This window comes from Candidatus Desulfosporosinus nitrosoreducens (assembly GCF_030954495.1).
Classification (GTDB): Bacteria; Bacillota; Desulfitobacteriia; order Desulfitobacteriales; family Desulfitobacteriaceae; genus Desulfosporosinus; species Desulfosporosinus nitrosoreducens.
Map to the genome: position 1 here is coordinate 20,339 of NZ_JAVHUW010000020.1, position 23,461 is coordinate 43,799.

The 23,461-nt window shown below is 47.5% G+C and carries 22 protein-coding genes; all 22 read left to right on the forward strand.

Annotated features, from left to right (window positions below; translation table 11 throughout):
• Positions 1 to 62: 62 nt before the first annotated feature.
• Entirely contained in the window at positions 63 to 1,640 is a 1,578-nt protein-coding gene (gene murJ, locus REC12_RS01525; protein ID WP_308891867.1) for a murein biosynthesis integral membrane protein MurJ, read from the forward strand.
• Between the two features lie 350 nt (positions 1,641 to 1,990).
• Positions 1,991 to 2,431, forward strand: a complete 441-nt coding sequence (locus REC12_RS01530; protein WP_308891869.1) for a HutP family protein — start codon at positions 1,991 to 1,993, stop codon at positions 2,429 to 2,431.
• Between the two features lie 486 nt (positions 2,432 to 2,917).
• Positions 2,918 to 3,754, forward strand: a complete 837-nt coding sequence (locus REC12_RS01535; protein ID WP_308891870.1) for a radical SAM protein — start codon at positions 2,918 to 2,920, stop codon at positions 3,752 to 3,754.
• A gap of 21 nt (positions 3,755 to 3,775) precedes the next feature.
• Positions 3,776 to 4,894 (forward strand): hydroxymethylglutaryl-CoA lyase-like TIM-barrel protein, encoded by a 1,119-nt coding sequence (locus tag REC12_RS01540; protein WP_308891872.1) that lies wholly within the window; start codon positions 3,776 to 3,778, stop codon positions 4,892 to 4,894.
• Positions 4,895 to 5,112: 218 nt separating this feature from the next.
• Positions 5,113 to 6,918, forward strand: a complete 1,806-nt coding sequence (gene lepA, locus REC12_RS01545; RefSeq protein WP_308891873.1) for a translation elongation factor 4 — start codon at positions 5,113 to 5,115, stop codon at positions 6,916 to 6,918.
• A gap of 64 nt (positions 6,919 to 6,982) precedes the next feature.
• Positions 6,983 to 8,176: a radical SAM family heme chaperone HemW gene (gene hemW, locus REC12_RS01550; RefSeq protein ID WP_308891874.1), complete on the forward strand. Its 1,194-nt coding sequence runs from the start codon at positions 6,983 to 6,985 to the stop codon at positions 8,174 to 8,176.
• A gap of 129 nt (positions 8,177 to 8,305) precedes the next feature.
• Positions 8,306 to 9,346, forward strand: a complete 1,041-nt coding sequence (gene hrcA / locus REC12_RS01555; RefSeq protein ID WP_308891876.1) for a heat-inducible transcriptional repressor HrcA — start codon at positions 8,306 to 8,308, stop codon at positions 9,344 to 9,346.
• 61 nt (positions 9,347 to 9,407) lie between these two features.
• On the forward strand, positions 9,408 to 10,010 hold the full coding sequence (gene grpE / locus REC12_RS01560; RefSeq protein ID WP_308891877.1) for a nucleotide exchange factor GrpE: 603 nt from the start codon (positions 9,408 to 9,410) through the stop codon (positions 10,008 to 10,010).
• A gap of 23 nt (positions 10,011 to 10,033) precedes the next feature.
• Entirely contained in the window at positions 10,034 to 11,872 is a 1,839-nt protein-coding gene (dnaK, locus tag REC12_RS01565) for a molecular chaperone DnaK (RefSeq protein ID WP_308891878.1), read from the forward strand.
• Between the two features lie 543 nt (positions 11,873 to 12,415).
• On the forward strand, positions 12,416 to 13,528 hold the full coding sequence (dnaJ, locus tag REC12_RS01570) for a molecular chaperone DnaJ (RefSeq protein WP_308891879.1): 1,113 nt from the start codon (positions 12,416 to 12,418) through the stop codon (positions 13,526 to 13,528).
• A 66-nt stretch (positions 13,529 to 13,594) separates the two neighbouring features.
• Positions 13,595 to 14,524 (forward strand): 50S ribosomal protein L11 methyltransferase, encoded by a 930-nt coding sequence (prmA, locus tag REC12_RS01575; RefSeq protein WP_308891881.1) that lies wholly within the window; start codon positions 13,595 to 13,597, stop codon positions 14,522 to 14,524.
• Between the two features lie 2 nt (positions 14,525 to 14,526).
• Positions 14,527 to 15,261 (forward strand): 16S rRNA (uracil(1498)-N(3))-methyltransferase, encoded by a 735-nt coding sequence (locus REC12_RS01580; RefSeq protein ID WP_308891883.1) that lies wholly within the window; start codon positions 14,527 to 14,529, stop codon positions 15,259 to 15,261.
• Between the two features lie 174 nt (positions 15,262 to 15,435).
• Positions 15,436 to 16,773: a tRNA (N(6)-L-threonylcarbamoyladenosine(37)-C(2))-methylthiotransferase MtaB gene (gene mtaB, locus REC12_RS01585; RefSeq protein WP_308891902.1), complete on the forward strand. Its 1,338-nt coding sequence runs from the start codon at positions 15,436 to 15,438 to the stop codon at positions 16,771 to 16,773.
• 87 nt (positions 16,774 to 16,860) lie between these two features.
• The gene (locus REC12_RS01590; protein WP_308891885.1) at positions 16,861 to 17,211 is read left to right on the forward strand and encodes a histidine triad nucleotide-binding protein; all 351 of its coding nucleotides are present in this window, start codon (positions 16,861 to 16,863) and stop codon (positions 17,209 to 17,211) included.
• A gap of 87 nt (positions 17,212 to 17,298) precedes the next feature.
• A complete protein-coding gene (gene rpsU / locus REC12_RS01595; protein ID WP_007786763.1) occupies positions 17,299 to 17,475 on the forward strand; it encodes a 30S ribosomal protein S21 in 177 nt (58 codons plus the stop codon).
• Positions 17,476 to 17,488: 13 nt separating this feature from the next.
• Positions 17,489 to 17,941, forward strand: coding sequence for a GatB/YqeY domain-containing protein (locus REC12_RS01600; RefSeq protein ID WP_308891886.1), 453 nt, complete (start codon positions 17,489 to 17,491; stop codon positions 17,939 to 17,941).
• 134 nt (positions 17,942 to 18,075) lie between these two features.
• Positions 18,076 to 18,363, forward strand: coding sequence for a YabP/YqfC family sporulation protein (locus REC12_RS01605; protein ID WP_308891887.1), 288 nt, complete (start codon positions 18,076 to 18,078; stop codon positions 18,361 to 18,363).
• Positions 18,356 to 19,576 (forward strand): sporulation protein YqfD, encoded by a 1,221-nt coding sequence (locus REC12_RS01610; RefSeq protein ID WP_308891888.1) that lies wholly within the window; start codon positions 18,356 to 18,358, stop codon positions 19,574 to 19,576. The genes REC12_RS01605 and REC12_RS01610 overlap by 8 nt, the downstream gene beginning before the upstream one ends.
• Positions 19,577 to 19,647: 71 nt before the next feature.
• Positions 19,648 to 21,948 carry an HD family phosphohydrolase gene (locus tag REC12_RS01615; protein WP_308891889.1) on the forward strand — a complete coding sequence of 767 codons (2,301 nt, stop codon included), beginning with the start codon at positions 19,648 to 19,650 and terminating at the stop codon, positions 21,946 to 21,948.
• A 54-nt stretch (positions 21,949 to 22,002) separates the two neighbouring features.
• Complete coding sequence (gene ybeY / locus REC12_RS01620; protein ID WP_308891890.1) at positions 22,003 to 22,473, forward strand: rRNA maturation RNase YbeY; 471 nt, start codon at positions 22,003 to 22,005, stop codon at positions 22,471 to 22,473.
• A gap of 43 nt (positions 22,474 to 22,516) precedes the next feature.
• Entirely contained in the window at positions 22,517 to 22,948 is a 432-nt protein-coding gene (locus REC12_RS01625; RefSeq protein ID WP_308891903.1) for a diacylglycerol kinase family protein, read from the forward strand.
• 57 nt (positions 22,949 to 23,005) lie between these two features.
• Positions 23,006 to 23,428, forward strand: a complete 423-nt coding sequence (locus REC12_RS01630; RefSeq protein WP_308891905.1) for a cytidine deaminase — start codon at positions 23,006 to 23,008, stop codon at positions 23,426 to 23,428.
• Positions 23,429 to 23,461 lie beyond the last annotated feature (33 nt).

Consider the following 23,461-nt stretch of genomic DNA (forward strand, 5'->3'; position numbering starts at 1 on the left):
ATAGAAAAATGCTATAATGCGGGAGGTAGATTAGGACGATAGGGAGAAGAGGTTAGCTTGATATGTCATCAACCAACCGCACGCTATTAAAAGCTGCCGGATTTTTAATGGCTGCTCAAATGGCTTCAAGAATTTTAGGCTTTTTACGTGAGACATTGATTGCTGGTTTTTTTGGGCAGAGCAGGGTCACGGATGCTTATAATACGGCGTTTATTCTTCCGGATCTATTATATTGGCTGCTTGTAGGCGGGGTTTTAAGTGCGGCATTTATTCCTGTCTTCTCCGAATATATCGCTAAGGGAAATGAAGACGAAGGCTGGCGGGTTGCCAGCTCCGTTGTGAATCTGATTTTCCTGATACTGGGCGTGTTTGTTCTGTTGGGCCTGTTTTTGACACCACAGTTCATCCGGTTGATGGTTCCCGGGTTTAAAGTTCAAGATATTGCCCTTACAACCCACTTGACCCGCATTCTTTTATTGCAGCCTCTCTTTATGGCTTTTAGCGGCTTAACTATGGGAATTTTAAATTCTTACAAGATTTTTTGGCCTTCTGCTTTGGGAACAGTACTTTACAATGGGTGTGTTATTTTCTTTGGCACGATTTTGGCTAACCCGGCCAAACCTGAGAGCATTTCCGGATTTGCCGTGGGGGTTGTAGTGGGGGCTATCGCTAACTTTGCAGTTCAGATTCCCGCTTTGCGGAAGGTAAAGCTGCGTTATTATCCGATCATTGATTGGCATCATCCCGGTGTCCGGCGGATTGCCGCTCTTGCCGTTCCCATAATTATGAGTTATTCATTAAATCAAATTCAAATTGCTGTGAACAATAATTTTGGCTCTATGCTTTTCCCGGGAAGTATTTCGGCCATATGGTACTCTTCCCGGCTGTTCCAAGTGCCGGTGGGTATCTTTGCTTTAGCTATTGCTGTTGCCTCTTTTCCCACGATGACTGAGCAAGCAGCCTTAAAACAATGGGATAAACTGCGCCAAACCATATCCAGAACCGTCCGCATGGTGATCTTTATCACAATGCCGATATCGGTGGGAATGATCGTTTTGCGCTATCCCTTGATTAGAGTGCTTTTTCAGCACGGGCATTTTACATCTGAGGACACTTTGAGAACGGCCATTCCTCTGCTGTATTTTGCTTTGGGGATTTCATCGCAGTCTGTGATTCAAATTCTTCCCAGGGCCTTTTATGCTTTGCAGGATACGTGGACGCCGGTGATATTGGGAATTATATCTATGGCTCTGGATATTTTGTGCATGTTTTTACTGGTGCGTCCTTTAGCGGTGGGAGGACTGGCTTTTGCGGATACTATTTCGGCCTTTGTCAATATGCTGCTTCTTTTTTACGTACTGCGTAAACGTTTAAAACAAATAAATGGCAGAAGTTTGTTTTGGACCGGTGCTAAGACTGTGACAGCTTCTCTTCTTATGGCGCTTGTGATCTGGGGCTGGAATACCTGGCTGACTCATTTGATTGGCGTACGCACGGTATCTTCAATTGTTGTATTGATTTCGGGCACGGCCATAGGGGCTTTTGTCTTTGCTGTAATGGCTTGGATCTTAAGAATGGAGGAGTTCGAACAGACGATGGGTTTGGTTCGGAGAAAGGTAGGTTTACGCCCTGCCAAGTAAAAACGAGCATTTTGCCGCGTTGAAGTGATATTTTTGGTACTTGAGATGTATTTTTCGTATTTGCCTGCACAGGGTTAATTTTGCAATGTGACAAATTTTAGAATGTCAGTTACTATATTAACTATTATTAGTGATAATAAATCGGCAATGAAGCCGTCGAGACATCGCCACGATGTCCGGCGGCTTTTTTTGTTCTGCAGTCAGAAAGTATAACCTCGTTAAACTTTCTGACCGCATCAGAGCAACCAGGCAGACGCCGCGCCGGAGGATTCTCCGTTATGCTAACCCGTGCGAAGACAGTGTCTTCGAGCGCCAGCCAAGTTTTCTTTATTTTGGAAGGAGGGCAGGTTATGAAAGGTTCTATGTCAGATAGAGCAAAGCCTTCCTTGGAGCGTTCCGCTATCCTTTTGGCCATGACTGAGACGAGAGAAGAGGAAGAAAAGCTCAAGAAATTTCTTCAGGAATCCGCAAATTTCCGCTGCGGTGTGACCGAACTGGGAGGAACCGTCTCAACGTTGCAGCATACAGGGAAACTGACAAATTCGGTGATGTCCGCTGCCTTTAACACGGGTGTGATTCCCAAAGAAGACCGAAAAATTCACGCTTTAATCCATGCAACGCTGGAAGCAAGCAACAGCATTTTTATACACACCAACAGTAATGCCAGCTTTGCTTTGAAAATTGGTCTGACGACGGATACGGAGTGGATTGCAGTAGCCATTTTTGGTCGCTCGTCCTTACATCCTCTTTTGGAACATGCCCGTGTAGGATTGGGGTTTATGCATCTTTGATTAGAGTGAGGTTAAGGGGAGGTGAGTTAAGAGCGGCTAAGTCCCTGGATAAGTGCGGCTAAGATTCAGATGGAGTTAAAACTCCACTTGAATCAAGTCATCTTTATAGCGGCGTTTGAGTGATTGAGTGTTAGAGTATTGACTGTGAAATCAGAGCTTAATTTCATATCCGGGCACCAAATCAAGTGATGGTTTGGAGCGGAAAAGTGTTTTAGAGGGCCCTAATTTTAAAATAGGGGTCCTCTTTGTCTTTTTGAATCAAGACTAAGGGAGGTGATGCGATGGCTTATAGTATAGACAAAAACTCCTTTCCTCGACATTAACCATGGACGAAAGCTCCCATATGAGGGCACTGAGCGGCATGTGGCAATCATCACCGCTAAAGACCGGTGCATAGGCTGTCAATCCTGCGGCAGCATTTGTGTACGGAAGGTCTACACCTTTAGGGCAAAATCAGCGTGATATAACAAAACGGAGGGATTTGAGATGTATACTGAATGTCAACGAGAAAATAGAAACAGTCCCAACTTGAATCTCGGACACCCATGCTTTGCTACCCACGGACACGGTCAAAGCGGACGTATCCATTTAGCGGTAGCCCCCGGATGCAACATTTCCTGCAATTATTGTGTGCGCAAATTTGACTGTGCCAATGAATCCCGTCCGGGAGTGACGAGTAAAGTGCAAAACGTCGAGGAGGCCTTGCTGACGGTGCAAGAGGCCAAAGCCTCCGCTATCGGATCAAAATTGAAGGTTGTCGGAATTGCCGGCCCGGGGGACCCTTTAGCAAACCAGGCCACTTTCGACACTTTCAGAGGAGTAAAACGCGATTTCCCGGATATGATTCTCTGCTTAAGCACCAATGGGCTCTTGTTGCCGGAAAAAATTAAAGAACTGGCCGGGATCGGGGTATCCCACCTGACAATTACGATCAATACTCTGGATGAGAAAGTGGGGGCTAAAATTTATAGTTATATTCGCTGGCAAGGCAAAACTCTTATTGGCCCTAATGCGGCAAGAATTCTGATTGACAATCAATTGCTGGGCATGGAGCTGGCCTCAGAGGCAGGGATGACCCTGAAAATTAACACGGTGCTCATTCCGGGAGTCAATGACAAGCTTCTCTATAGCTTGGGTTTGGAAATTAAAAAAAGAGGGGCCCACATTCATAACATTGTTCCTATGATTCCTCAAGCTAAGTTTGCTCATCTTAAGGCCCCGTCCAAGGAACTTATGGAAAACTGCAGAAACACTATCGGCAAAATTTTGCCTCAAATGCGGCATTGCCAGCAATGCCGGGCAGATGCGATTGGTTTGCTCTGATTAGAGAAATGAGGTATGGATATGGCGGAACGAATTTTGTTATGCGACACTACTTTAAGAGATGGAGAACAGGCACCGGGTGTAGCCTTAGGGTTGCGGGAAAAGGAAATGATCGCCAGGGCTTTGGCCGATGCCGGGATTGACGAATTGGAAGTGGGTGTTCCGGCTATGGGGGATTCGGAAATTAAAGCCATTTCCCAGTTGGCGAGCCTTCATTTGCCTGTTCGTCTGATTACTTGGAACCGCGCTGTTCTTGCTGATCTTCAGGCAAGTTACCGGACAGGGGTTGCGGGAGTTGCCGTTTCTATCCCTACTTCAGATCAGCAAATTCGCAATAAGTTGAGAAAAGACCGGGCTTGGGTTCTTGAACAGATGGGACAATGCATCCGTAATGCCCGAAAAGAAGTGGACTATGTTGTCTTAGGCTTGGAGGATGCCAGCCGGGCAGAGTTTATATTTCTGGCGGAAATTCTGGCAGAGGCTGAAAAACTGGGGGTAGATCGGGTTCGTTTTGCCGATACTGTGGGAATTCTGGAACCCTTGAAATTATTTTTTACCCTTCAGGATTTAGTGAGGATGACTAAGGTTCCCTTGGAGTTTCATGCGCATAATGACTTAGGCATGGCCACGGCAAATTCTCTTGCTGCGGTTCAAGCGGGTTTTAAAGCCTTGAGTGTAACCGTCGGAGGCTTGGGAGAAAGAGCGGGCAATGCGGCCCTGGAAGAAGTGGCGGTGGCGTTGAGATATGCTCTTTATGAGGAGGTGCAAATTAATTTAAAGTGTTTAAACTCCCTGGGCTTATTGGTAAGTTTAGTAACGGGGCGGCAAATTCCCAGGTCCAAACCGGTTATTGGTGCAGATGTGTTTACACATACCTCATCGATTCACATAGACGGGGTTAAAAAAGACTTTGCCAACTATCAAACGTATCCGCCTGAAAGCATTGGACGACAACACGCAACCTCCCTGGGTAAGTACTCCGGACGGAAAAGTATTGTGCGGCTTTTGCAAACCAAAGGGATAGAATTTGACCAGGCAACTATTGACAACCTTCTCAACAAGATTTTACAGCGGGCTCAGGAGATAAAAAGGACTTTGAGGGAAGATGATATTATGGAAATTGTTGTGAGCTCATGCTAGAGCAAAATTCAGAGCAGTTTAGGGCCTTCTTTGGATGCAATTATGCTCAAAGAAGGCCTTTATGTTAATTAATGTCTTATTATGTCCGATGCGTCAAATAAGAAGTTAATTTTAGGATTCTTGCGGAATTCCCTCTGTATCTGATATACTTTATCTTTAGGATGGCATCGCCTGAATTCAAAACATTATGTCTGGATTAAGAAATGAGGGGGAAGACCTTGGCACAGGCTTCGCAACGTATTCGTAACTTTTCTATTATTGCGCATATTGACCATGGCAAATCGACTTTAGCCGATCGACTGATTGAATATACCGGAGCTTTAAGCAAACGGGAAATGGAAGAACAAGTCCTTGATTCCATGGACCTGGAGCGTGAACGTGGGATTACGATTAAATTACAGGCTGTACGTTTGAGTTATAAAGCTAAAGACGGTGAGACTTACGAGCTGAACCTTATCGATACTCCGGGGCATGTGGATTTCACGTATGAAGTGTCCAGAAGCTTGGCGGCCTGTGAAGGGGCGTTGCTGGTGGTGGATGCGGTTCAGGGGATCGAAGCCCAGACTTTAGCTAATGTCTATTTGGCTTTAGAGAATAACCTGGAAATTATTCCGGTGATTAATAAGATTGACCTTCCCAGCGCTGAGCCTGAGCGGGTTCAGCAGGAAATTGAAGATGTGATCGGACTGGACGCCAGCGACGCTATCTTAGCTTCCGCTAAGGTTGGCACGGGTGTCGAGGAAATATTGGAACGAATTGTGACTATGGTTCCTGCCCCTGAGGGGAATGATCAGGCTCCCTTGAAAGCTTTGATTTTCGATTCAAAGTTTGATGCCTATAAGGGTGCGATTTCCTATGTCCGGGTGGTTGAAGGACGGGTGGCAAAAGGGACAGCCATGAAAATGATGTCCACCGGGAAAGTCTTTGAAGTGACGGAAGTGGGTGTTTTTACCCCGGCCATGAAAATTGTCGAAGAACTGAAAGCCGGGCAAGTGGGTTTTATTGCGGCAAGCATCAAGAATGTTAAAGATACTCAGGTGGGCGATACGATTACGGATGCGGAGCGTCCTGCCGCCGAACCTCTGCCCGGGTATCGGAAGTCAACTCCCATGGTATTCTGCGGACTTTATCCGGTGGAAACGAACGATTACAATCGCTTGCGGGATTCTCTGGAAAAACTTCATCTTAATGACGCCAGCTTAGTCTTTGAACCGGAAACCTCGGCTGCTTTGGGCTTTGGCTTCCGCTGCGGGTTTCTGGGTTTGCTCCACATGGAGATTATTCAGGAGCGTTTGGAGCGGGAATATGATTTAAATCTGATTACCACGGCGCCAAGTGTTATTTATAAGGTAAATACGATTCAGGGAGAAACGTTGGACATTGACAACCCTTCCAATCTTCCGTCTGTGGACCAGATTGCGGGTATCGCCGAGCCTGTGGTTAAAGCCATGATTCTGGTGCCGGCTGAATTCGTCGGGGCGATTATGGAACTTAATCAAGAAAAGCGCGGAACGTATTTGACTATGGATTATGTCTCCAAGAGCCGGGTAAAATTAGTTTATGAGCTTCCCCTCAGCGAAATTGTCTTTGATTATTTTGATGAGCTGAAATCGCGAACCAAAGGGTATGCTTCTCTTGACTATGAGTTGTCCGGGTATAAAGAGTCGGATTTAGTTAAAATTGACGTTCTTTTGAATAGTGAAATGGTAGACGCCCTTTCCTTTATTGTGCACCGGACGAAATCCTATCATCGCGGCAGGAAACTTGTTGAGAAACTTCAAGGGATTATTCCCAGGCAGATGTTTGAGATCCCCATTCAGTCGGTAATTGGCAACAGAGTTATTGCTCGGGAAACGGTTCGGGCTATGCGCAAAGATGTCCTGGCTAAATGTTATGGCGGAGATATTTCCCGTAAGCGCAAACTTCTGGAGAAGCAAAAAGCGGGGAAAAAGCGCATGAAGCAAGTTGGGAATGTGGAAATTCCCCAGGATGCCTTTATGGCTGTTTTAAAGATTGAGGATTGAAACTCCCTAACCAAGCGTTGGGCTGTTGGCCTAAATCCCAATATAAAGGAGAGAGTGTGCTCATATGCCTTCTCTGTATGTTCATGTTCCTTTTTGCCTGCAAAAGTGTGATTACTGTGCATTTTATTCGCACGCTTTGCAGGAGTCTTCTCAGCGGCTTATATCCTTGTATTTAGAGGGCTTAGAAGTGGAAGTGGCCAGGCGACAAAAAGATGCTCCGCAAGGGGTGTCTTCTCTTTTTATAGGGGGTGGAACCCCGACGGCCTTAAGCCTTGAAAACCTGGAGCGGCTTATGAAGCTGATAACCTGTCATTTTTCCTGCGCTGAAGGAGCGGAGAAGACGGTTGAAGGAAACCCGGGTACTCTAAGTCAAGATAAGTTAGCCCTTTTGCGGCGATACGGAATAAATCGCTTTTCTTTAGGAGTCCAAACCTTTAATGATCAACTCTTAAAATCTGTGGGCAGGGTGCACACTGCCCGGCAGGCTCGGGAAGCTATTGGACTTTTACGGGCTGAGGGATTTAAAAACCTGAATTTGGATTTGATGTTCGGACTTCCCAAGCAGGACCTGGTTTCCTGGCAAATGTCCCTCGAAGAAGCGCTGTCCTTTAGACCGGAGCATCTTTCGCTTTATGGTTTGATGTTGGAGGAAGGAACTCCTTTGTACGAGCGTTTCGGGCCTGAGCAGGCCCCTAAGGATGGACTTGAGTTTTCTCAAGCCCTGTCTGCCGGTGAACATTGCGGGGAACTGCCGGACGATGACCTCCAGGCCGTGATGCAGGAATGGGCTGTGCAGCGTTTGGAAAAAGCCGGTTACGTTCACTATGAAACCTCCAATTTTGCTCTGCCGGGGTTTGAATGCCGGCATAATCTGGGATATTGGCGGGGCGAAGAGTATTTGGGCTTAGGTCCCGGGGCTGTAACTTGTTTGCAAAGAGTTCGGCAGAAGAATGTGGAAGATGTTCGGAGTTATCTCAGCAGCCTCCTAAAAGGAAAAGAGCCTCTGGACGAAGAGGGGCAGGAAGTCTTGTCACTTAAAGAGTGCATGGCGGAGCGCATGATTTTGGGACTAAGGCTGCGCGAAGGGGTGAATTTCACTAAGTTTCGTCAGGATTTTGGCGTTGATCTCAGGGATATTTATCGGGAGGTATTGGAACGCTATTCGTATAGAGATGTTTTGGAAATTAAGGGTGATAATCTATGCTTGAATTCTAAGTATGTGTTTATCTCTAATATGATTTTGCAGGAGTTTGTATAGCTTATTCGATATAAAATGATTCTTGACAAAGATAAAAGAGAGTGGTAATGTGAAGACATAAAATGTTAGCACTCATTAGAGGAGAGTGCTAACAACGCTCAGCTAACTTGGAAAGGCGGGAAGCATTAAATGCAAATGGACGAACGTAAACAAAAGATCCTGCGAGCGATTGTTCAGGACTATATTGCTACCGCTGAACCGATTGGTTCGCGAACGATTGCCCGAAAATTTGATTTAGGTGTTTCTCCTGCCACAATCCGCAATGAAATGGCGGACTTGGAGGAATTGGGTTTTATTGAGCAGCCTTATACATCTGCGGGGCGGATTCCGTCTGATGCGGGGTACCGCTATTTTGTAGATTGTTTGATGGATACTCAAACTCTCAGCGCTGAGGATAAAGAGATTATCGAACGGGAAGGCACCAAAAAGATTCATGAGATTCAGGAAGTTGTTTCCCACGCCAGTAAATTGCTGTCTGAGTTAACGAACCTGACTAGTATTGTCCTTGGTCCGCATAAAGAGAAAAGCGCCTTCGGCAAGATGCATTTTTTGCCCTATCAGCCCGGCCAGGTTATCATGGTCATTGTCAAAGAAAATGGGGTCGTAGAAAATCACATTGTCGATGTGGGGGAAACTATCACGGCAGAGGACCTGCAACGAGTGGCCGGAGTATTTAACCAGAAAATGAAAGGCTATTCCTTAAATCAGGTGAAACGAGGTCTGCTGCATGAAATCTACAGTGAGTTATCCCGGCAGCGGCATTTAATTGATAATGCCTTGGAAATGCTTGATGCGATCCTGGATGATAATGAGGAAGAAGAGCGAATTTATTTGGGTGGAACCCTCAACATGCTAAATCAGCCCGAATTTCGGGATTTAAATAAAGTTAAAACCTTGTTCAAAGTGTTTGAAGAAAACGAACCTCTAAAGAAACTTCTGCTTCCCCGTCAAGAAGGACTAAACATAACCATCGGTGGGGAAAATACTTTGAAAGAATTCAGGGATTGCAGCGTGATCTCGGCAACTTATAAGGTCAATGGAAAAACCATCGGTGCCGTAGGGGTTTTGGGACCAACGCGAATGGATTATGCCAAAGTGATTGCGCTTGTGGATTTTATGACGCGAAGCTTGACAGAGGTCTTAGCTCGGGGTAAGCCACGCGGTTATTAAGCGGTGTTTGAACCTTTTGGTTCATTCCATATAAATTCTAATGTGCGAGAGGTGATTGTAAGTGGAACGAACGAGAGAAGAAACTCTCAAAGATCAAAAGGCCGAAATAGACGAGGAATATAGTGAAGATAAAGCGGACGGCTTTAAAAAATCTAGCCGGGAAGATGGTTTGGATAATAAGGATATGAACCCTGCCGAGAAAATTCTGACTTTAGAAGCCGAGCTGAAGCAGGCCAAGGAAAAGTCGGATGAACATTACAATCAATTGTTGCGTTTACAGGCGGATTTTGATAACTACAGGAAGCGGACGCAAAAAGAAAAGACCGAACTCATCAAATTTGCATCCGAACACCTTGTAAATGAATTACTGCCGGTTCTGGACAATTTTGAACGGGCGGTTAGTTCGGCTCAGAATAATCCCGATTTTGCGGCTTTTTCACAAGGAGTAGAGATGATTCTGCGTCAGCTGCAAACAGCTTTAAGCAAGGAAGGACTAAAGGCTATGGAAGCCGTGGGGCAGCCTTTTGATCCCAATCTTCACGAAGCTGTGCTGAGAGTTGAGTCTGATGAACATGAGGAAAATACTGTCGTGGAAGAATTGCAAAAGGGGTATTTTCTTAAAGAAAAGGTACTGCGTCCCAGTATGGTTAAAGTGTGTAATTAGTTAATTGAAGGAGGAATTTTATCATGAGTAAAATTATTGGTATTGATTTAGGAACGACAAACTCTTGTGTAGCTGTTATGGAAGGCGGGGAAGCAGTTGTTATTCCCAATGCGGAAGGAAACCGTACCACGCCGTCCGTTGTAGGTTTTTCCAAAACCGGCGAACGTTTAGTCGGTCAAGTCGCCAAGCGTCAATCTGTTTCCAATCCGGACAAGACCGTTATTTCCATTAAACGTCATATGGGTTCCGACTATAAAGTGAAAATTGACGATAAAACTTACAGCCCGCAAGAAATTTCGGCCATGGTTCTTCAAAAGTTGAAAACAGATGCTGAGGCTTATCTTGGTCAAGGCGTCAGCAAAGCGGTAATTACGGTGCCGGCGTACTTCACGGATGCTCAACGGCAAGCCACGAAAGATGCCGGGGCTATCGCCGGGCTTGAGGTGCTGCGGATTATCAATGAGCCGACGGCCGCTGCTTTGGCCTATGGCTTAGATAAAGAGCATGATCAAACTGTTCTGGTGTATGACCTGGGAGGCGGAACCTTCGATGTATCCGTGCTTGAACTGAGCCAAGGTATGGTAGAAGTAAAAGCGACGAGCGGCAACAACCATTTAGGCGGCGATGACTTTGACCAACGTTTGATTGACTATATGGTCGCGGAATACAAGAAGAGCAATGGCGCTGATCTTTCCAAAGACCGTGTTGCCCTGCAGCGTTTGAAAGAAGCCGCTGAAAAAGCTAAAATTGAACTTTCCGGCGTGACGACATCGAATGTCAATCTGCCCTTTATCACCATGACAGAACAAGGACCGCAGCACTTGGATATGAACATCACCCGGGCTAAATTCGAAGAGATCATCTCCGATCTCGTGGAAGCAACTCTTGGTCCCACACGTCAAGCCCTTGAGGATGCTAAACTTAGCTGGAAAGATATTGATCAAATCATTCTCGTCGGCGGTTCAACCCGTGTTCCTTCCGTCCAGGATGCTATTCGCAAATTAAGCGGCAAAGAACCTCACAAAGGTGTCAACCCGGATGAAGTGGTAGCCATGGGTGCGGCAATCCAAGGCGGCGTGCTCAGCGGTGAAGTTAAAGATATGATTTTGCTGGACGTTACACCACTGTCCTTAGGAATTGAAACCCTGGGCGGTGTGTTTACCAGAATCATCGATCGCAACTCGACGATTCCGACTACGAAATCGCAGGTTTTCTCCACGGCCGCTGACAACCAAACTTCCGTTGACATTCATGTGTTACAGGGCGAGCGGGAAATGGCCAGCTATAATAAAACTTTAGGCCGCTTCCAGCTCTCAGGAATTCCGCCCGCGCCGCGCGGTATTCCCCAAATCGAAGTGAAATTCGACATTGACGCCAATGGTATCGTTCACGTTTCGGCCAAAGATATGGCGACAGGCAATGAACAAAAAGTGACGATTACCTCCTCCACAGGACTCTCGAAGGAAGATATCGAGAAAATGAAGCAGGATGCCGAGCTGCACGCCGAAGAAGATAAGAAGCATAAAGAACTGATTGACGCTAAGAACCAAGCCGATTCTTTGGCCTATCAAACCGAGAAGACTTTGAAAGATTTTGAAGGCAAAGGCGATGCCGGCGAACTGGAAACTATTAAGAAGGCCCTCGAAGAACTTAAGACTGCCGCCGCATCGGACAATGTTGCCGAGATGAATGCCAAATCCGAGGCTTTGACAAAAGTACTCCATCCCTATATTGAAAAAATGTATCAACAACAAGCCGCCGATGCGCAAAACGCCGGAGCTCAGCCTGGCGGACCGGAAGCTGCCAAGAAAGACGATGACGTTGTGGATGCGGAATTTACAGAGGTTGACAAGGATAAATAAGGGAGCTGAATCTGCTCCCCCCGCGGTTGCCCTCGCTGCCTGAAGGTACCGGGAACGCGGGAAACGGCACAAGCGCTGAAGCGGATTATGGAATTATAGGACGTGTAGAATTACCGTACTTTTAATTGCTAGGTTCGCTTCAGCGCTGAGCCAATAAAGCAACTAACTAACGGCTTTGGCTGCTTTTGCAAGCTCGGCACAGGCCGAGTTTTCTTTATACCGTCAGAAAGTACGGCTTTGTTAATACTTTCCTCCTGCATCAGGGCAGCCAGGCAGCCGCCCGCACCAGCCAAGGTTTCGTTACTGTTGTGCCGGCATTTGTTTGTAATTGGATATATTTAGAATTCTTCAACGCTGATATTTCCTTGTGCTCAAACACGAAGGGTCATATAATACTATAGGACTTTAAATAATCGATAAACTGGCTAGTTTCGTTTTAATTCTTAATTTAGTAAGGCCTGTTCTTAAGAAGAGAACGCTTAGAATGAGTTGGGATTTCGAAAATGGCAAGTGCGAATGGCTATAGGAGTGATGGAGGAAACCATGAAACGTGATTATTATGAGGTGCTTGAGGTCGATCGCTCGGCTAGTGAGCAAGACATTAAAAAGGCGTATCGAAAATTGGCCCGTCAGCTTCATCCGGATGTGAACCCAGGTGATAAAAGTGCCGAGGAAAAGTTTAAGGAAGTTGCCGAGGCTTATGATTGCTTAAATGATCCGGAGAAAAAGGCGCGCTATGATCAATTTGGGCATGCCGGTGTGGACCCTAATCAGGGTGGCGGCTTTGGAGACATGGGTGGCTTCGGAGATATTTTTGATATGTTTTTCGGAGGCGGCGGACAGCGTCGCAATGGTCCCCAGCGAGGAGCCGATTTGCGTTATGCTATGTCTCTGACCTTCGAAGAGGCCGCCTTCGGTGTTGAAAAGGAAATTCAGATTCCGAGGGACGAAACGTGCACAGATTGTCAGGGTTCCGGAGCGGCGCCAGGCACTCATCCGACCACGTGTTCTCAGTGCAACGGCAGTGGGCAGGTTAAAGTAACTCAACGCACCCCCTTCGGCCAAATTCAAACGGCTCGGACATGTCCGGCGTGTCAGGGGGAAGGCCGGACGATTGCCAGCCCATGTTCGGCTTGTCATGGCAAAGGGAAGATTCGCAAGGTTAAAACGATTAAAGTTAATATCCCTCAAGGTTCGGAAGATGGCCTGAATCTAAGGCTTAGCGGAGACGGGGAGGCCGGAGCTAAGGGCGGGCCGCCGGGAGATCTCTATATTGTCCTGCAAGTGAAGCCGCACAAGTTCTTTGACCGCGAAGGCAATGACGTCTACTGTGAGATCCCGATTACGTTTATTCAGGCGGCTTTGGGCGCGGAAATCGATGTTCCGACCCTTGACGGAGTCGTTAAAATGAAAGTTCCGGAAGGAACTCAGACTTCAACGATCTTTCGCCTGAAAGGGCATGGCATTCCCTACCGCCGTGGCAACGGCCGTGGAGATCAGCATGTCCGGGTTATTTTGACGACACCGACGAAGCTTAATGAGAAACAAAAACAACTTTTGCGCGCCTTTGGTGAGGCCACTCCGGATCACCAACAAATGGGCAAGAAGTCTTTGTTTGAGAAGTTTAAAGAAAACCTTCGGGATGCCATGGGATGACCTAAAGTTAACTTGTTTTCGATTTGCTATAAAGGTTAATAACAGAAGCATTAAAGGAGCATGACCATGGATTGGCGTGAAGTTGCGGTGACAGTTTCGGCAGAAGGTGAAGAAATTGTTGCCGATCTTTTTTATCAGTTGGGCTGTCCGGGAGTGAGTGTTGACGACCCGGAACTGTTACGCGGGTATGTTGAATCGGGAGCCTGGGATTATCATGATTTTGGCGAAGTAGAACTTACCGGAACCGCCGTGGTTAAAGGGTATTTTCCGGAGGACGAGGAACTTTCTGAGAAGCTGGAGAAACTGGATCTGGGACTGCGGGAACTGCTGGAACGTTCGCCAAAGTGGATTGTCCAGGCAAAAGGAATATCTTTAAAAGAAGAAGATTGGGCGACAGCCTGGAAAGCTTATTTTAAGCCAACCCGGATCGGAAAGAATTTTTTGATCAAGCCGAGTTGGGAACAAGTAGAGCCTTTAGCGGAAGATATTGTGCTTGAACTTGATCCCGGAATGGCTTTTGGAACGGGAACCCATCCGACAACAACCCTTTGTTTAAAAGCTCTGGAGTCCTTAGTGAAACCTGGCCAGAAAGTATTTGACTTGGGTACAGGTTCCGGAATTTTGGCAATTGCGGCCGCTAAACTCGGGGCAACAGTTAAAGCTGTGGATCTCGATTCTGTGGCGGTAAGAGTAGCGCAGGAGAATGTCGACCTAAATCAGGTAAGCGATAGGGTTCAGGTCTTGCGTGGGGATTTGGGGACAGTTCTTAAGGGGCAGGCGGAAATTGTCATCGCCAATATTATTGCCGATATTATTTTGCTGCTTCTTGCGGATTTAAAGCGTATTTTGAGCCCGGATGGGGAATTTCTGGCATCCGGGATTATTGAACACCGGGCCTGCGATGTCGAAGAGGGCATGAAAAAAGCGGGTCTGGAGATCTTGGAACGAGTCGAGGATTCCGGTTGGATTTTATTTCGAGCAAGGTGGGCTAAATAACGATGAATCGCTTTAAAATCACGGAGCTTGGAAAAAACGCTTTTTGGCTGCGGGGAACGGAACGGGACCACCTTGTTCGTGTGCTCCGCTTAACTCCCGGAGACAAAGTTTTGGGTTATGACAATAGCGGTATGGAATATACGGGTGTGATCCTCAAGATTGAAGATAAAAGCGTTACCTGCCGGATTATCAGCAGTGACCACCCGGATGTTGAAGCGCATACTTCCGTTTTCCTGGTTGCCGGACTTTCCAAAGGGGAAAAAATGGAGTGGGTCATTCAGAAGGGAACGGAGCTGGGTATGCAGGGGCTTCTGCCCCTGCGGACGCAGCGTTCCGTTATGCAGCTGGAAGGGAGTAAAGCTCTCGATCGAGTGGCACGCTGGCAAAAAATTGCTTCCGAAGCCTCTAAGCAGTCCCATAGGGTGAGAGAACCTCAAATTGGCGAAGTCTGTGATTGGAGAGACTTGCCGGAGAAGTTGCCGGCAGGTACTCAGTGGTTGATCCCTTATGAAGAAGAAAGGACTCAGCGTTTGGCTTCTGCGCTCAATGACTTTGATCCGGAGTATCCTATTGCTATTTTGATAGGCCCGGAGGGAGGGTTTGAGGCGGCCGAGGTTGTGCGGGCCCGCGAGGAACTTGGCGCCCGGAGTGTGTCACTGGGACCGCGGATTTTACGTGCGGAGACGGCGGCGCTGGCGGCCTTGACCCTGGTTTTGGGGTACTTTGGGGACATTTGAGGAATATGCTTGAATTGCGGTTTGGTTGTTTTTGCTAGCCGAAAAGGGCTAGTTCTGTTACACTGCAACTAAGGACTTGAACTGGGCAATTTGTGAAATTCGAGTAACGATCCGCGAATTTCGAACCTTGAAAAAGGTGGAGTATTAATGTCGGCAGAAATTGGACAAGTTAAAATGAAATCAGCTAAGTCCGAACTGAGCAGCGGGAGTTTGGAACTGGGAGCCGGGAAGGTTTGCTTTTTGACGCTTGGTTGTAAAGTGAACCAGGCGGAGAGTGAAGCCTTGGCGCAGCTTTTTAGAGAGGCTAACTATGAGGTAGTCAGTGCCTCGGAAGATGCGGACGTGGTGGTTGTAAATACTTGTACTGTGACGAATACGGGCGGCAGCAAGTCACGTCAGGCGATCCGCCGGATGATCAAGGCTCACCCGGAAAGTATTGTGGCGGTGACGGGGTGTTATGCTCAGACGGCTCCGGGAGAAGTTCTCGGGATTGAAGGGGTAGATTTGGTTCTCGGTACGCAAGACCGGAATAAAATCCTGGAGTGGATCGAACGGGTTAAACGGGAACGCAGGCCGCAAAATGCCGTGCGCGGCCTTGAGGAAGCCGGGGAGTTTGAAGAGCTTCCTCAGCTCGCCGAGGAGAACAGGACAAGGGCCTTTCTCAAAATTCAGGAAGGATGCAATCAATTCTGTACATATTGCATTATTCCCTATGCCCGGGGACCATTGCGGAGCAGGCAGCCGGAGAAAGCTCTTGCCGAAGCCCGGAGGCTGGTAGCTGAGGGGTATCCGGAGATTGTATTGACGGGGATACATACGGGATTTTACGGACAGGATTTGAACGCTGAGTGGAACTTAGCCCGCTTGGTTCAAGAGCTGATTAAAATTGCGGGACTGCGTCGCCTGCGTTTAAGCTCTATTGAGCCGATGGAATATTCTCCGGAGCTGATTGATTGTCTTGCCTCTTCCGATATCGTTTGTCCCCATGTGCATATGCCCCTGCAAAGCGGCAGTGACGAGATATTGTCTCGTATGCACCGTCCCTATTCTTTACAGGATTACCGGGAGTTGTTGGTTAGATTAAGACAGAGGATTCCGGACCTGGCCGTTACAACGGACATCATCGTGGGCTTTCCCGGGGAAACTGAAGCGGATCATGCTTCGACTTTAGAATTTGTGCGGGAATGCGGCTTTGCCGGAGTTCATGTCTTTCCTTATTCTAAGCGCCAGGGAACTCCGGCGGCGGATTATCCCGACCAAGTTCCCAAGAAACTGAAAGATCAGCGGGTAAAGGAGTTAATGACCGTTGCTCATGCCAGTCAAAGGGCCTATATTCACAGCTTCATCGGGAAAACTGTAGAGGTGTTAATCGAGAAGGTTGACACAGCAGGGAAGGCTGTCGGACATACGTCCCATTATATCGAGGTACATTTACCGGGCCAGCAGGGGAAGGTTTGGACTTCACGTCAATTCGTGCAGGTTGTTCTCCAAGAAGATTATATTAAAGAATAGAGACCAGTTGAGGAAAATCCCGGAACCTGATATTCTGGGTTGGGTATTTAAAAGGATAGTTCGGATTATGATAGGGAGGTATGGACAATGTATCATGAGGATTGTATTTTCTGTCAAATCGCTCAGCGCAAAATACCTAGTGAAATCATTTATGAAGATGATAAACTTGTTGCCTTTAAAGACATCCGGCCTTTGGCCCCGGTGCATTTGCTCGTCATTCCGAAAAGTCATTTAGGCAGTCTTAATGACGTTACACCTGAGCATGAGAGCTTAATAGGCCATCTTTTGGGAGTAATCCGGCGCTTAGCTCAAGAGTTCGGGGTGGCCGAGACAGGTTATAGAGTGGTTACCAACACCGGAGCGGACGGAGGTCAAGTGGTTGGGCATCTTCATTTCCATTTGCTCGGAGGACAGGCTCTTGAAGCTCGCATCGGATAACTGCGCAGTTAACTTGACGTGAATCGCTTCTTTTAGTATAATTGTAAAGTATATTTGTGACGATCCAGTGGAGGGAGGGATAAGACAATGAGTGAAGTCAAAGTTGGTAAAAACGAATCCCTTGATGCCGCACTCCGCAGGTTCAAGCGTTCTTGTCAAAAGGCAGGGGTCAGTGCAGAAGCTCGTAAGCATGAAGCCTATGAGAAACCGAGTGTGAGACGAAAGAAAAAGTCAGAAGCTGCACGTAAACGCAAGTTCAAGTAAGGAGTGTCTTGAATTGTCCCTGAAAGATCGCCTTGTTGAGGATATGAAGGTTGCCATGAAGGCCAAAGAGGAGGGGAAGGTAAGACTTTCCGTCATTCGAATGGTCAGGGCTGCTATAAAGAATGCTGAGATTGAGAAGCATGTGGAATTCAACGATGACCAGGTTATTGAAGTTTTGGCACGAGAATTAAAATTGCGTCGAGATGCGCTTGAAGTATTTGATAAAGCGGATCGCCCTGAAAAGGTAAGTGCTTTGGAAGAGGAAATTACCGTCCTTAAGGAATACCTTCCTCAACAGCTTTCCGAAGGGGAAATTCGCCAACTCGTACAAGAGACCATCAGCGCTCTGGGGGCACAGGGCCCCAAGGACCTCGGGAAAGTTATGGGCGCGTTGTCGCCTAAGACGAAAGGACGGGCGGATGGCAAATTTGTCAATCTGGTCGTGCGGGAAATGCTCGGGGCATAATATTAATGATTAAGAAAAGACTCAGTAGCGTAAGCTGCTGGGTCTTTTTGCCGGCTAGATATAACAATTAGCTTTTGGGCTTGGACTATTCTGGCTCTTCCCTTCATAGATTTCTACAGAAGGGAGGAGCTTTTATGTTTAAAAAGATTCAAACAAGCGTCGGAGATATTTTGGATTTTCCGCCGGATGTTGCCGGTGAGGGTCCTAAAATTACGATAACGGGCAGCCAGGAAATCCTCGTAGAGAATTATCGTAGCGTGATTAATTTTTCGGAGGAAGAAATCCGCTTGGAAACGGCTGAAGGAGAAGTTTTCTTTACAGGCAAGGGCTTTGTCTTAAAAACTATCTTGTCTACGGAACTGCGTATAGAAGGAAAACTTACGTCTTTGACCTTTGAGAGAGGGGCGGAAAAAAATGTTTGACCGTTTGCGGGCGTTTTGGCAGGGAAGAGTATTTTTTCTCGCGCGGGGAGATCAGCTGCCGCGTTTTCTCAATTGTGTACTCCAGGAGGGTGTGGTTCTTTATCATACCCAAAAATCCGAACGGGGAATGCGAGCCCGGCTCAAGCTCGATGATTTTCGGCGTTTGCGCAGGGCTGCGCGTTTAACGCATACCAGGGTGCATATTATCGCCAAATATGGCTGGCCTTTTGTTGCGGCCCGCTGGTGGAGAAGAAAGGGGCTAATAGCAGGCGTTATAGTCATCGCGGCAGGGCTGACGTTTTTGTCGCAGCTTGTGCTGTTAATTTCCGTTAGCGGGAATCGGAACATACAGTCCGTCGAGATTTTAGAAAAGGCTGAAAAGCTGGGCCTAAGAACTTGGACCTATTCAAAAGGCTTGGATTTGAATCAGATTGCCAAAACTTTGCAGGAAGAATTGCCGGATGCTGCTTGGATTGGACTGGAACGGAACGGAACGGAGATCATAATAAAGGTCTCGGAAAAAAGACGGCCGTCAATACCCAAAGAAGCGGGTAATCTGGTGGCCAGTCACGCCGGACTTGTCAAAGAAATCATGGTGATCCAGGGAATTCCTCAAGTACATGAAGGAGAAATCGTGCGGGCCGGGCAGGTTTTAATTGCCAAAACGCCGAACCCGGTTCCGCCAACCAAGCCAAATGCCGTCGGTCAGAAAACCAACCCTGTAAAAAGTTCAGTTCCGACTCCTCCAACCTCTGCGGCCAAAGGATTTGTGCGCGGCCGGGTGTGGTATAGCGCCGAGCAGCAAATTTCGCTCGTTGAAGATAAACTTGAGGAAAGCGGAAGAGTTGCCGACGGATGGGGTATAAAATTTGGTTCTCGCGTCATAATGGTAACAATGCAGAATTCGCCATTTGCACAAGCAGACCAAGAAGTCTTAAGTCATTCTTTCCAACCCTGGAGGAATTGGCGTTTCCCTGTCGAAGTTATACAGATAAAATATAAGGAACTACATAAAGTTCACATCCAGCGTTCGATTGCCGAAGCTCGTCAATTGGCGGAAGAATCTGCCCGTGCCGATGTCATGAAAAAAATTTCCCCTGGGGCACAAATTGTGGAAGAGACTGTGAAGGTTCTTCCCGGAAATTCCGGTGCCGAAAGGGTTAGGGTTGAAGTGGAAACCTACGAGGATCTTGCGGTTTATGCTAATCCTTAGAGTTAGACAGAATATTGATTTTTCAGTCCTCTAAGCTATAAGCAAAGATAGTTTGGGATTGGAAAGTAAGGATGATGGTTTTGAAGATCAAAAAGCTCAAAAGGACTTGGGGGGATTTGCCCAACCGTCTGGATTGGTTTAAACATCACACTTTCTGGCTGCGTGCCATTATGGGGGTGATGTATTTTCTGTTGTTTACCCTTCTGATATCTTCAAATTTATTTGTTTCCAAGCTCCATTTGGAAGTCGGTGAACCCAGCCCTCAGCTCATTACCGCTCCCTGGACCAGAGATATTGAGGACACTGAAAAATATGCTCAGGACCAGGACGCGGCGGCTAAAGCTGTTCAACCTGTGTATAAGCCTGACGAAGAGTTCTTTAACGATTTGACAAGAGATTTAGGGAATGACTTTACGGAGCTGCACAGCATTGCCGCTGCCGGTGGAGACGACAATGCCCGTGTCGCCAAGTTAAGAGAAACTCAACCCTTCACCAGCCTGCCCCAGAGTGTCCTGCTGTCTTTGCTGAAGACCTCTGCAGATGTTCTGGATACGACGGAACAGGTCGGCGGCGATATCATTTTGACCAGAGCCCGCAATGTTGTTTCGGGGGCCCGTACGGATGTAGATGTGGCACCGCTGCGTGAACGCACGAAAGCGGATATTGATCAGTCGGCCCTGCACGATGATGCGAAGGCTTTCTTTAAGGCCTTTGTGGATCAGGAATTGACTCGTCCGACCTTAGTCGTCGATACCGAAACTACGGATAAATTGCGCAACGCCGCCCGCTCCTCCGTGAAGCGCGATATTGTGCAATATAAGGCCAATCAGAAAATCGTGGGTCCGGGAGAGATTGTGGATGAAAAGATTTATCGGGTATTGGTTGACTATGGTTTAATCAATAGCCGCAATACTTTGAAGGCTGTTTTCGGGATAGGGCTGCTGGTTATTCTGGGAATTGGCACAATTTTAGGGTATTTGCATCAATACAAACGAGATGTTTTGCGCGTAACGAACCGTATGGTTTTGATTGGGCTGGCTATGATTTTAGTTCTGGCCATCGGGCGGGGAGTTATTTCCATCAATCTGGGCGGCAATGATTTTAATGCCTTGTCCGGAATGTTGATTCCGGTGGCCTGGGCCACGATGTCGGTGGCAATTTTAGTTGATGCCGACGTCGCCTTGCTTGTGTCGGTAATTTTAGCGGTTTTTGTTGCCGTTTTGGTGGACCCGACTCTTTCCACGGCGAATGGTTTGCAGTCAGGTTTGGTGGCACTTTTTGGCGGTGTCGTCGGGGTGTACAGTGTGTCCCATTTGAGCCAACGCTCCGATCTGGCGCGGGCGGGACTTTTTGTTTCCGCGGCCAATGCTTTTATGGTTAGCTCGATTGCTTTGACGACGGGGACGAGTTTGATTGTTTGGATTGTAGGCCTGATTCTGGGAATTGTCAATGGGGTAGCTTCTTCTTTTCTGACGGTAGGTGCTTTGCATTGGTTTGAGTCGGGATTTCACATTACTTCTTCAGTTCGGCTCCTGGAATTATCCAATCCGAATCGTCCGCTGCTGAAGCGGTTGCTGATGGAAGCTCCCGGCACTTATCATCACAGTATTTTAGTGGGGAACCTGGCCGAGGCCGCTGCTGAGGCGGTCCGGGCTGATGCTACTCTGGTTCGGGTGGCTTCTATGTACCATGATATTGGCAAACTGAAACGCCCCTATTTTTTTATTGAGAACCAGTTTACCCAGGATAATCCTCATGATAAGATTGCTCCGACGCTGAGTGCTCTGATTATTATTTCCCACATTAAAGACGGTTTGGAATTAGCCAGAGAGAACAAGCTTCCGCAGCCGATTCAGGATATTATTGCTCAGCATCATGGAGATGGGTTGGTAAGCTATTTCTATCATAAAGCTCTTGAGGAAAAAGATGATGTGCCTGAAGAAGCGTTTCACTACGAAGGTCCGAAACCGCAAACCAAAGAAGCAGCTCTTGTCTGTCTGGCGGACACTGTGGAAGCAGCCGTGCGTTCGATGAAAAACCCTACACCCGGACGGGTAGAAGGGTTTGTTCGGAAAATTATTAAGGACAAGCTCAATGACGGACAGTTGGATCAATGTGATTTAACGTTTCAGGACTTAGATCGAATCGCTATGGCTTTTGTTAGGGTTTTGAGCGGAATATTTCACTCGCGTGTGGAATATCCGGAGTTACCCCCGGCGAAAGAGCATGTTTCCAAAAAGCTTGCTGCCGACGGCAGCAAAGCAGCCGACAAAGGAAATGGAGAAGAGATTCCAGGAGAGAAACAGGAGAATTCAGAAGACGATGAGGTTAAGAATACAGCGGCGGCAGAGCATACCGAGAAAGATTCGTAGCCGGTGCTTTGAGCATGGATGTTATCTGACCGAGTGGAAAGGAGCCGGCAAGTTGTGATTTTAGATATTTCTTGGGAGGAAGATTCCGTTAGTCTTGAGTCGCGTGAGGAATTAGCCGGGATGCTGAACCGGGCAATTCAGGAGGGGATACGTTTATCGGGAGGGGCGGACGAAGCGGAGGTCAGCCTGATATTGGTCGATGACCGGCGTATCCATGAATTAAATAGGGAATATCGGGGCGTTGACCGCCCAACGGATGTCCTCTCCTTCGCCTTGCAAGAGGAAACGGAAGATGAGCCCGAGCTGGAATTTGAGGACGATATGCTCGGTGACATTGTCATCTCCGTTCCAAGGGCCAGAGAGCAAGCTTTGGAATATGGACACTCTTTTGAACGGGAGATTGTTTATTTAGCTGTTCATGGTACTCTTCATTTATTGGGGTATGATCATGAAGACGATGAAGACAAACAAAAAATGCGCGCCAAAGAGGAAGAAATAATGACCGTGTTGGGCTTAAAAAGGTAGCCGGTTGGCAAGAAAAAGTGCCGGTTATGAGACGGAGGAGAACATGGGGAGATATCAAAAGCCTGGGTTTTGGCGAAGTTTAAATCAAGCCTGGCGAGGGGTTTGGTATACGTGCAGGACGCAAGGGCATATGCAATTTCATATTGCGGTAGGGATTGCTGTCTTGTGCCTGGCTTGGTGGAGTAAAGTCTCACGTTCTGAGTGGTTGATTCTTATTTTCGCGATTGGCAGTGTCTTAAGCGCAGAAGTTGTGAATTCTGCGCTTGAAATTATTGTAGACATGGTGCAGCCTAATTTTGATCCCTTAGCGGGGATGGCTAAAGATGTGGCGGCAGGCGCCGTTTTAGTAACGGCGGTTCAAGCTGTTGTTATTGGGCTGATTGTGTTTTTCCCCCGCTTCTTTCGCCTATTAAACTACCTATTTGGAGGTTTTCACGGGCTGGGCTTTGGTTTTTTGATTTTAGGCGGACATTGACCGCTTGTGAAGGAGTTGTTTAGTTTGAGCCAGCTTGAATCTCATCCGCCGGGGATCATGGAATTTTCAATTGGGCCGGAACTCAGAGAAGACCTAATTAGCAGGGCTGTTGCCGCATATCGGCAGGCCTATGTGCCATATTCACATTATCCGGTCGGTGCGGCCGCTCTTTTTTCTTCCGGCGAGATTTATAGTGGGTGCAATGTGGAGAATGCCAGTTATGGTTTGACGGTTTGCGCGGAAAGAAATGCGCTTTTTCAGGCGGTTAGTTTGGGAGAGCGCACCCTCCAAGCGATTGCCATCGCCGTACCCACGGATGAGTTCCCATCCCCCTGTGGCGCCTGTCGGCAAGTGATGCGGGAGTTTGCCCTGGATTGTTTAATAATCCTGGTTAACGGCTGCGGGGAGACCCGCTGGACGACGCTGGAGACATTATTGCCGCAATCCTTTGGGCCGGAATTTTTAGAAGGGCATGTGTGACCCGGCGCTGGGTGTTGCATAGATGCCGTAACT

Excerpts from the sequence above, each read along its gene's own strand:
- murJ (WP_308891867.1), top strand. The coding sequence starts at position 63 with ATGTCATCAACCAACCGCACGCTATTAAAAGCTGCCGGATTTTTAATG.
- REC12_RS01530 (WP_308891869.1), top strand. The coding sequence starts at position 1,991 with ATGAAAGGTTCTATGTCAGATAGAGCAAAGCCTTCCTTGGAGCGTTCC.
- REC12_RS01535 (WP_308891870.1), top strand. The coding sequence starts at position 2,918 with ATGTATACTGAATGTCAACGAGAAAATAGAAACAGTCCCAACTTGAAT.
- REC12_RS01540 (WP_308891872.1), top strand. The coding sequence starts at position 3,776 with ATGGCGGAACGAATTTTGTTATGCGACACTACTTTAAGAGATGGAGAA.
- hemW (WP_308891874.1), top strand. The coding sequence starts at position 6,983 with ATGCCTTCTCTGTATGTTCATGTTCCTTTTTGCCTGCAAAAGTGTGAT.
- hrcA (WP_308891876.1), top strand. The coding sequence starts at position 8,306 with ATGCAAATGGACGAACGTAAACAAAAGATCCTGCGAGCGATTGTTCAG.
- dnaK (WP_308891878.1), top strand. The coding sequence starts at position 10,034 with ATGAGTAAAATTATTGGTATTGATTTAGGAACGACAAACTCTTGTGTA.
- dnaJ (WP_308891879.1), top strand. The coding sequence starts at position 12,416 with ATGAAACGTGATTATTATGAGGTGCTTGAGGTCGATCGCTCGGCTAGT.
- prmA (WP_308891881.1), top strand. The coding sequence starts at position 13,595 with ATGGATTGGCGTGAAGTTGCGGTGACAGTTTCGGCAGAAGGTGAAGAA.
- REC12_RS01580 (WP_308891883.1), top strand. The coding sequence starts at position 14,527 with ATGAATCGCTTTAAAATCACGGAGCTTGGAAAAAACGCTTTTTGGCTG.
- mtaB (WP_308891902.1), top strand. The coding sequence starts at position 15,436 with ATGAAATCAGCTAAGTCCGAACTGAGCAGCGGGAGTTTGGAACTGGGA.
- REC12_RS01590 (WP_308891885.1), top strand. The coding sequence starts at position 16,861 with ATGTATCATGAGGATTGTATTTTCTGTCAAATCGCTCAGCGCAAAATA.
- rpsU (WP_007786763.1), top strand. The coding sequence starts at position 17,299 with ATGAGTGAAGTCAAAGTTGGTAAAAACGAATCCCTTGATGCCGCACTC.
- REC12_RS01605 (WP_308891887.1), top strand. The coding sequence starts at position 18,076 with ATGTTTAAAAAGATTCAAACAAGCGTCGGAGATATTTTGGATTTTCCG.
- REC12_RS01610 (WP_308891888.1), top strand. The coding sequence starts at position 18,356 with ATGTTTGACCGTTTGCGGGCGTTTTGGCAGGGAAGAGTATTTTTTCTC.
- REC12_RS01615 (WP_308891889.1), top strand. The coding sequence starts at position 19,648 with ATGATGGTTTTGAAGATCAAAAAGCTCAAAAGGACTTGGGGGGATTTG.
- REC12_RS01625 (WP_308891903.1), top strand. The coding sequence starts at position 22,517 with ATGGGGAGATATCAAAAGCCTGGGTTTTGGCGAAGTTTAAATCAAGCC.
- REC12_RS01630 (WP_308891905.1), top strand. The coding sequence starts at position 23,006 with ATGGAATTTTCAATTGGGCCGGAACTCAGAGAAGACCTAATTAGCAGG.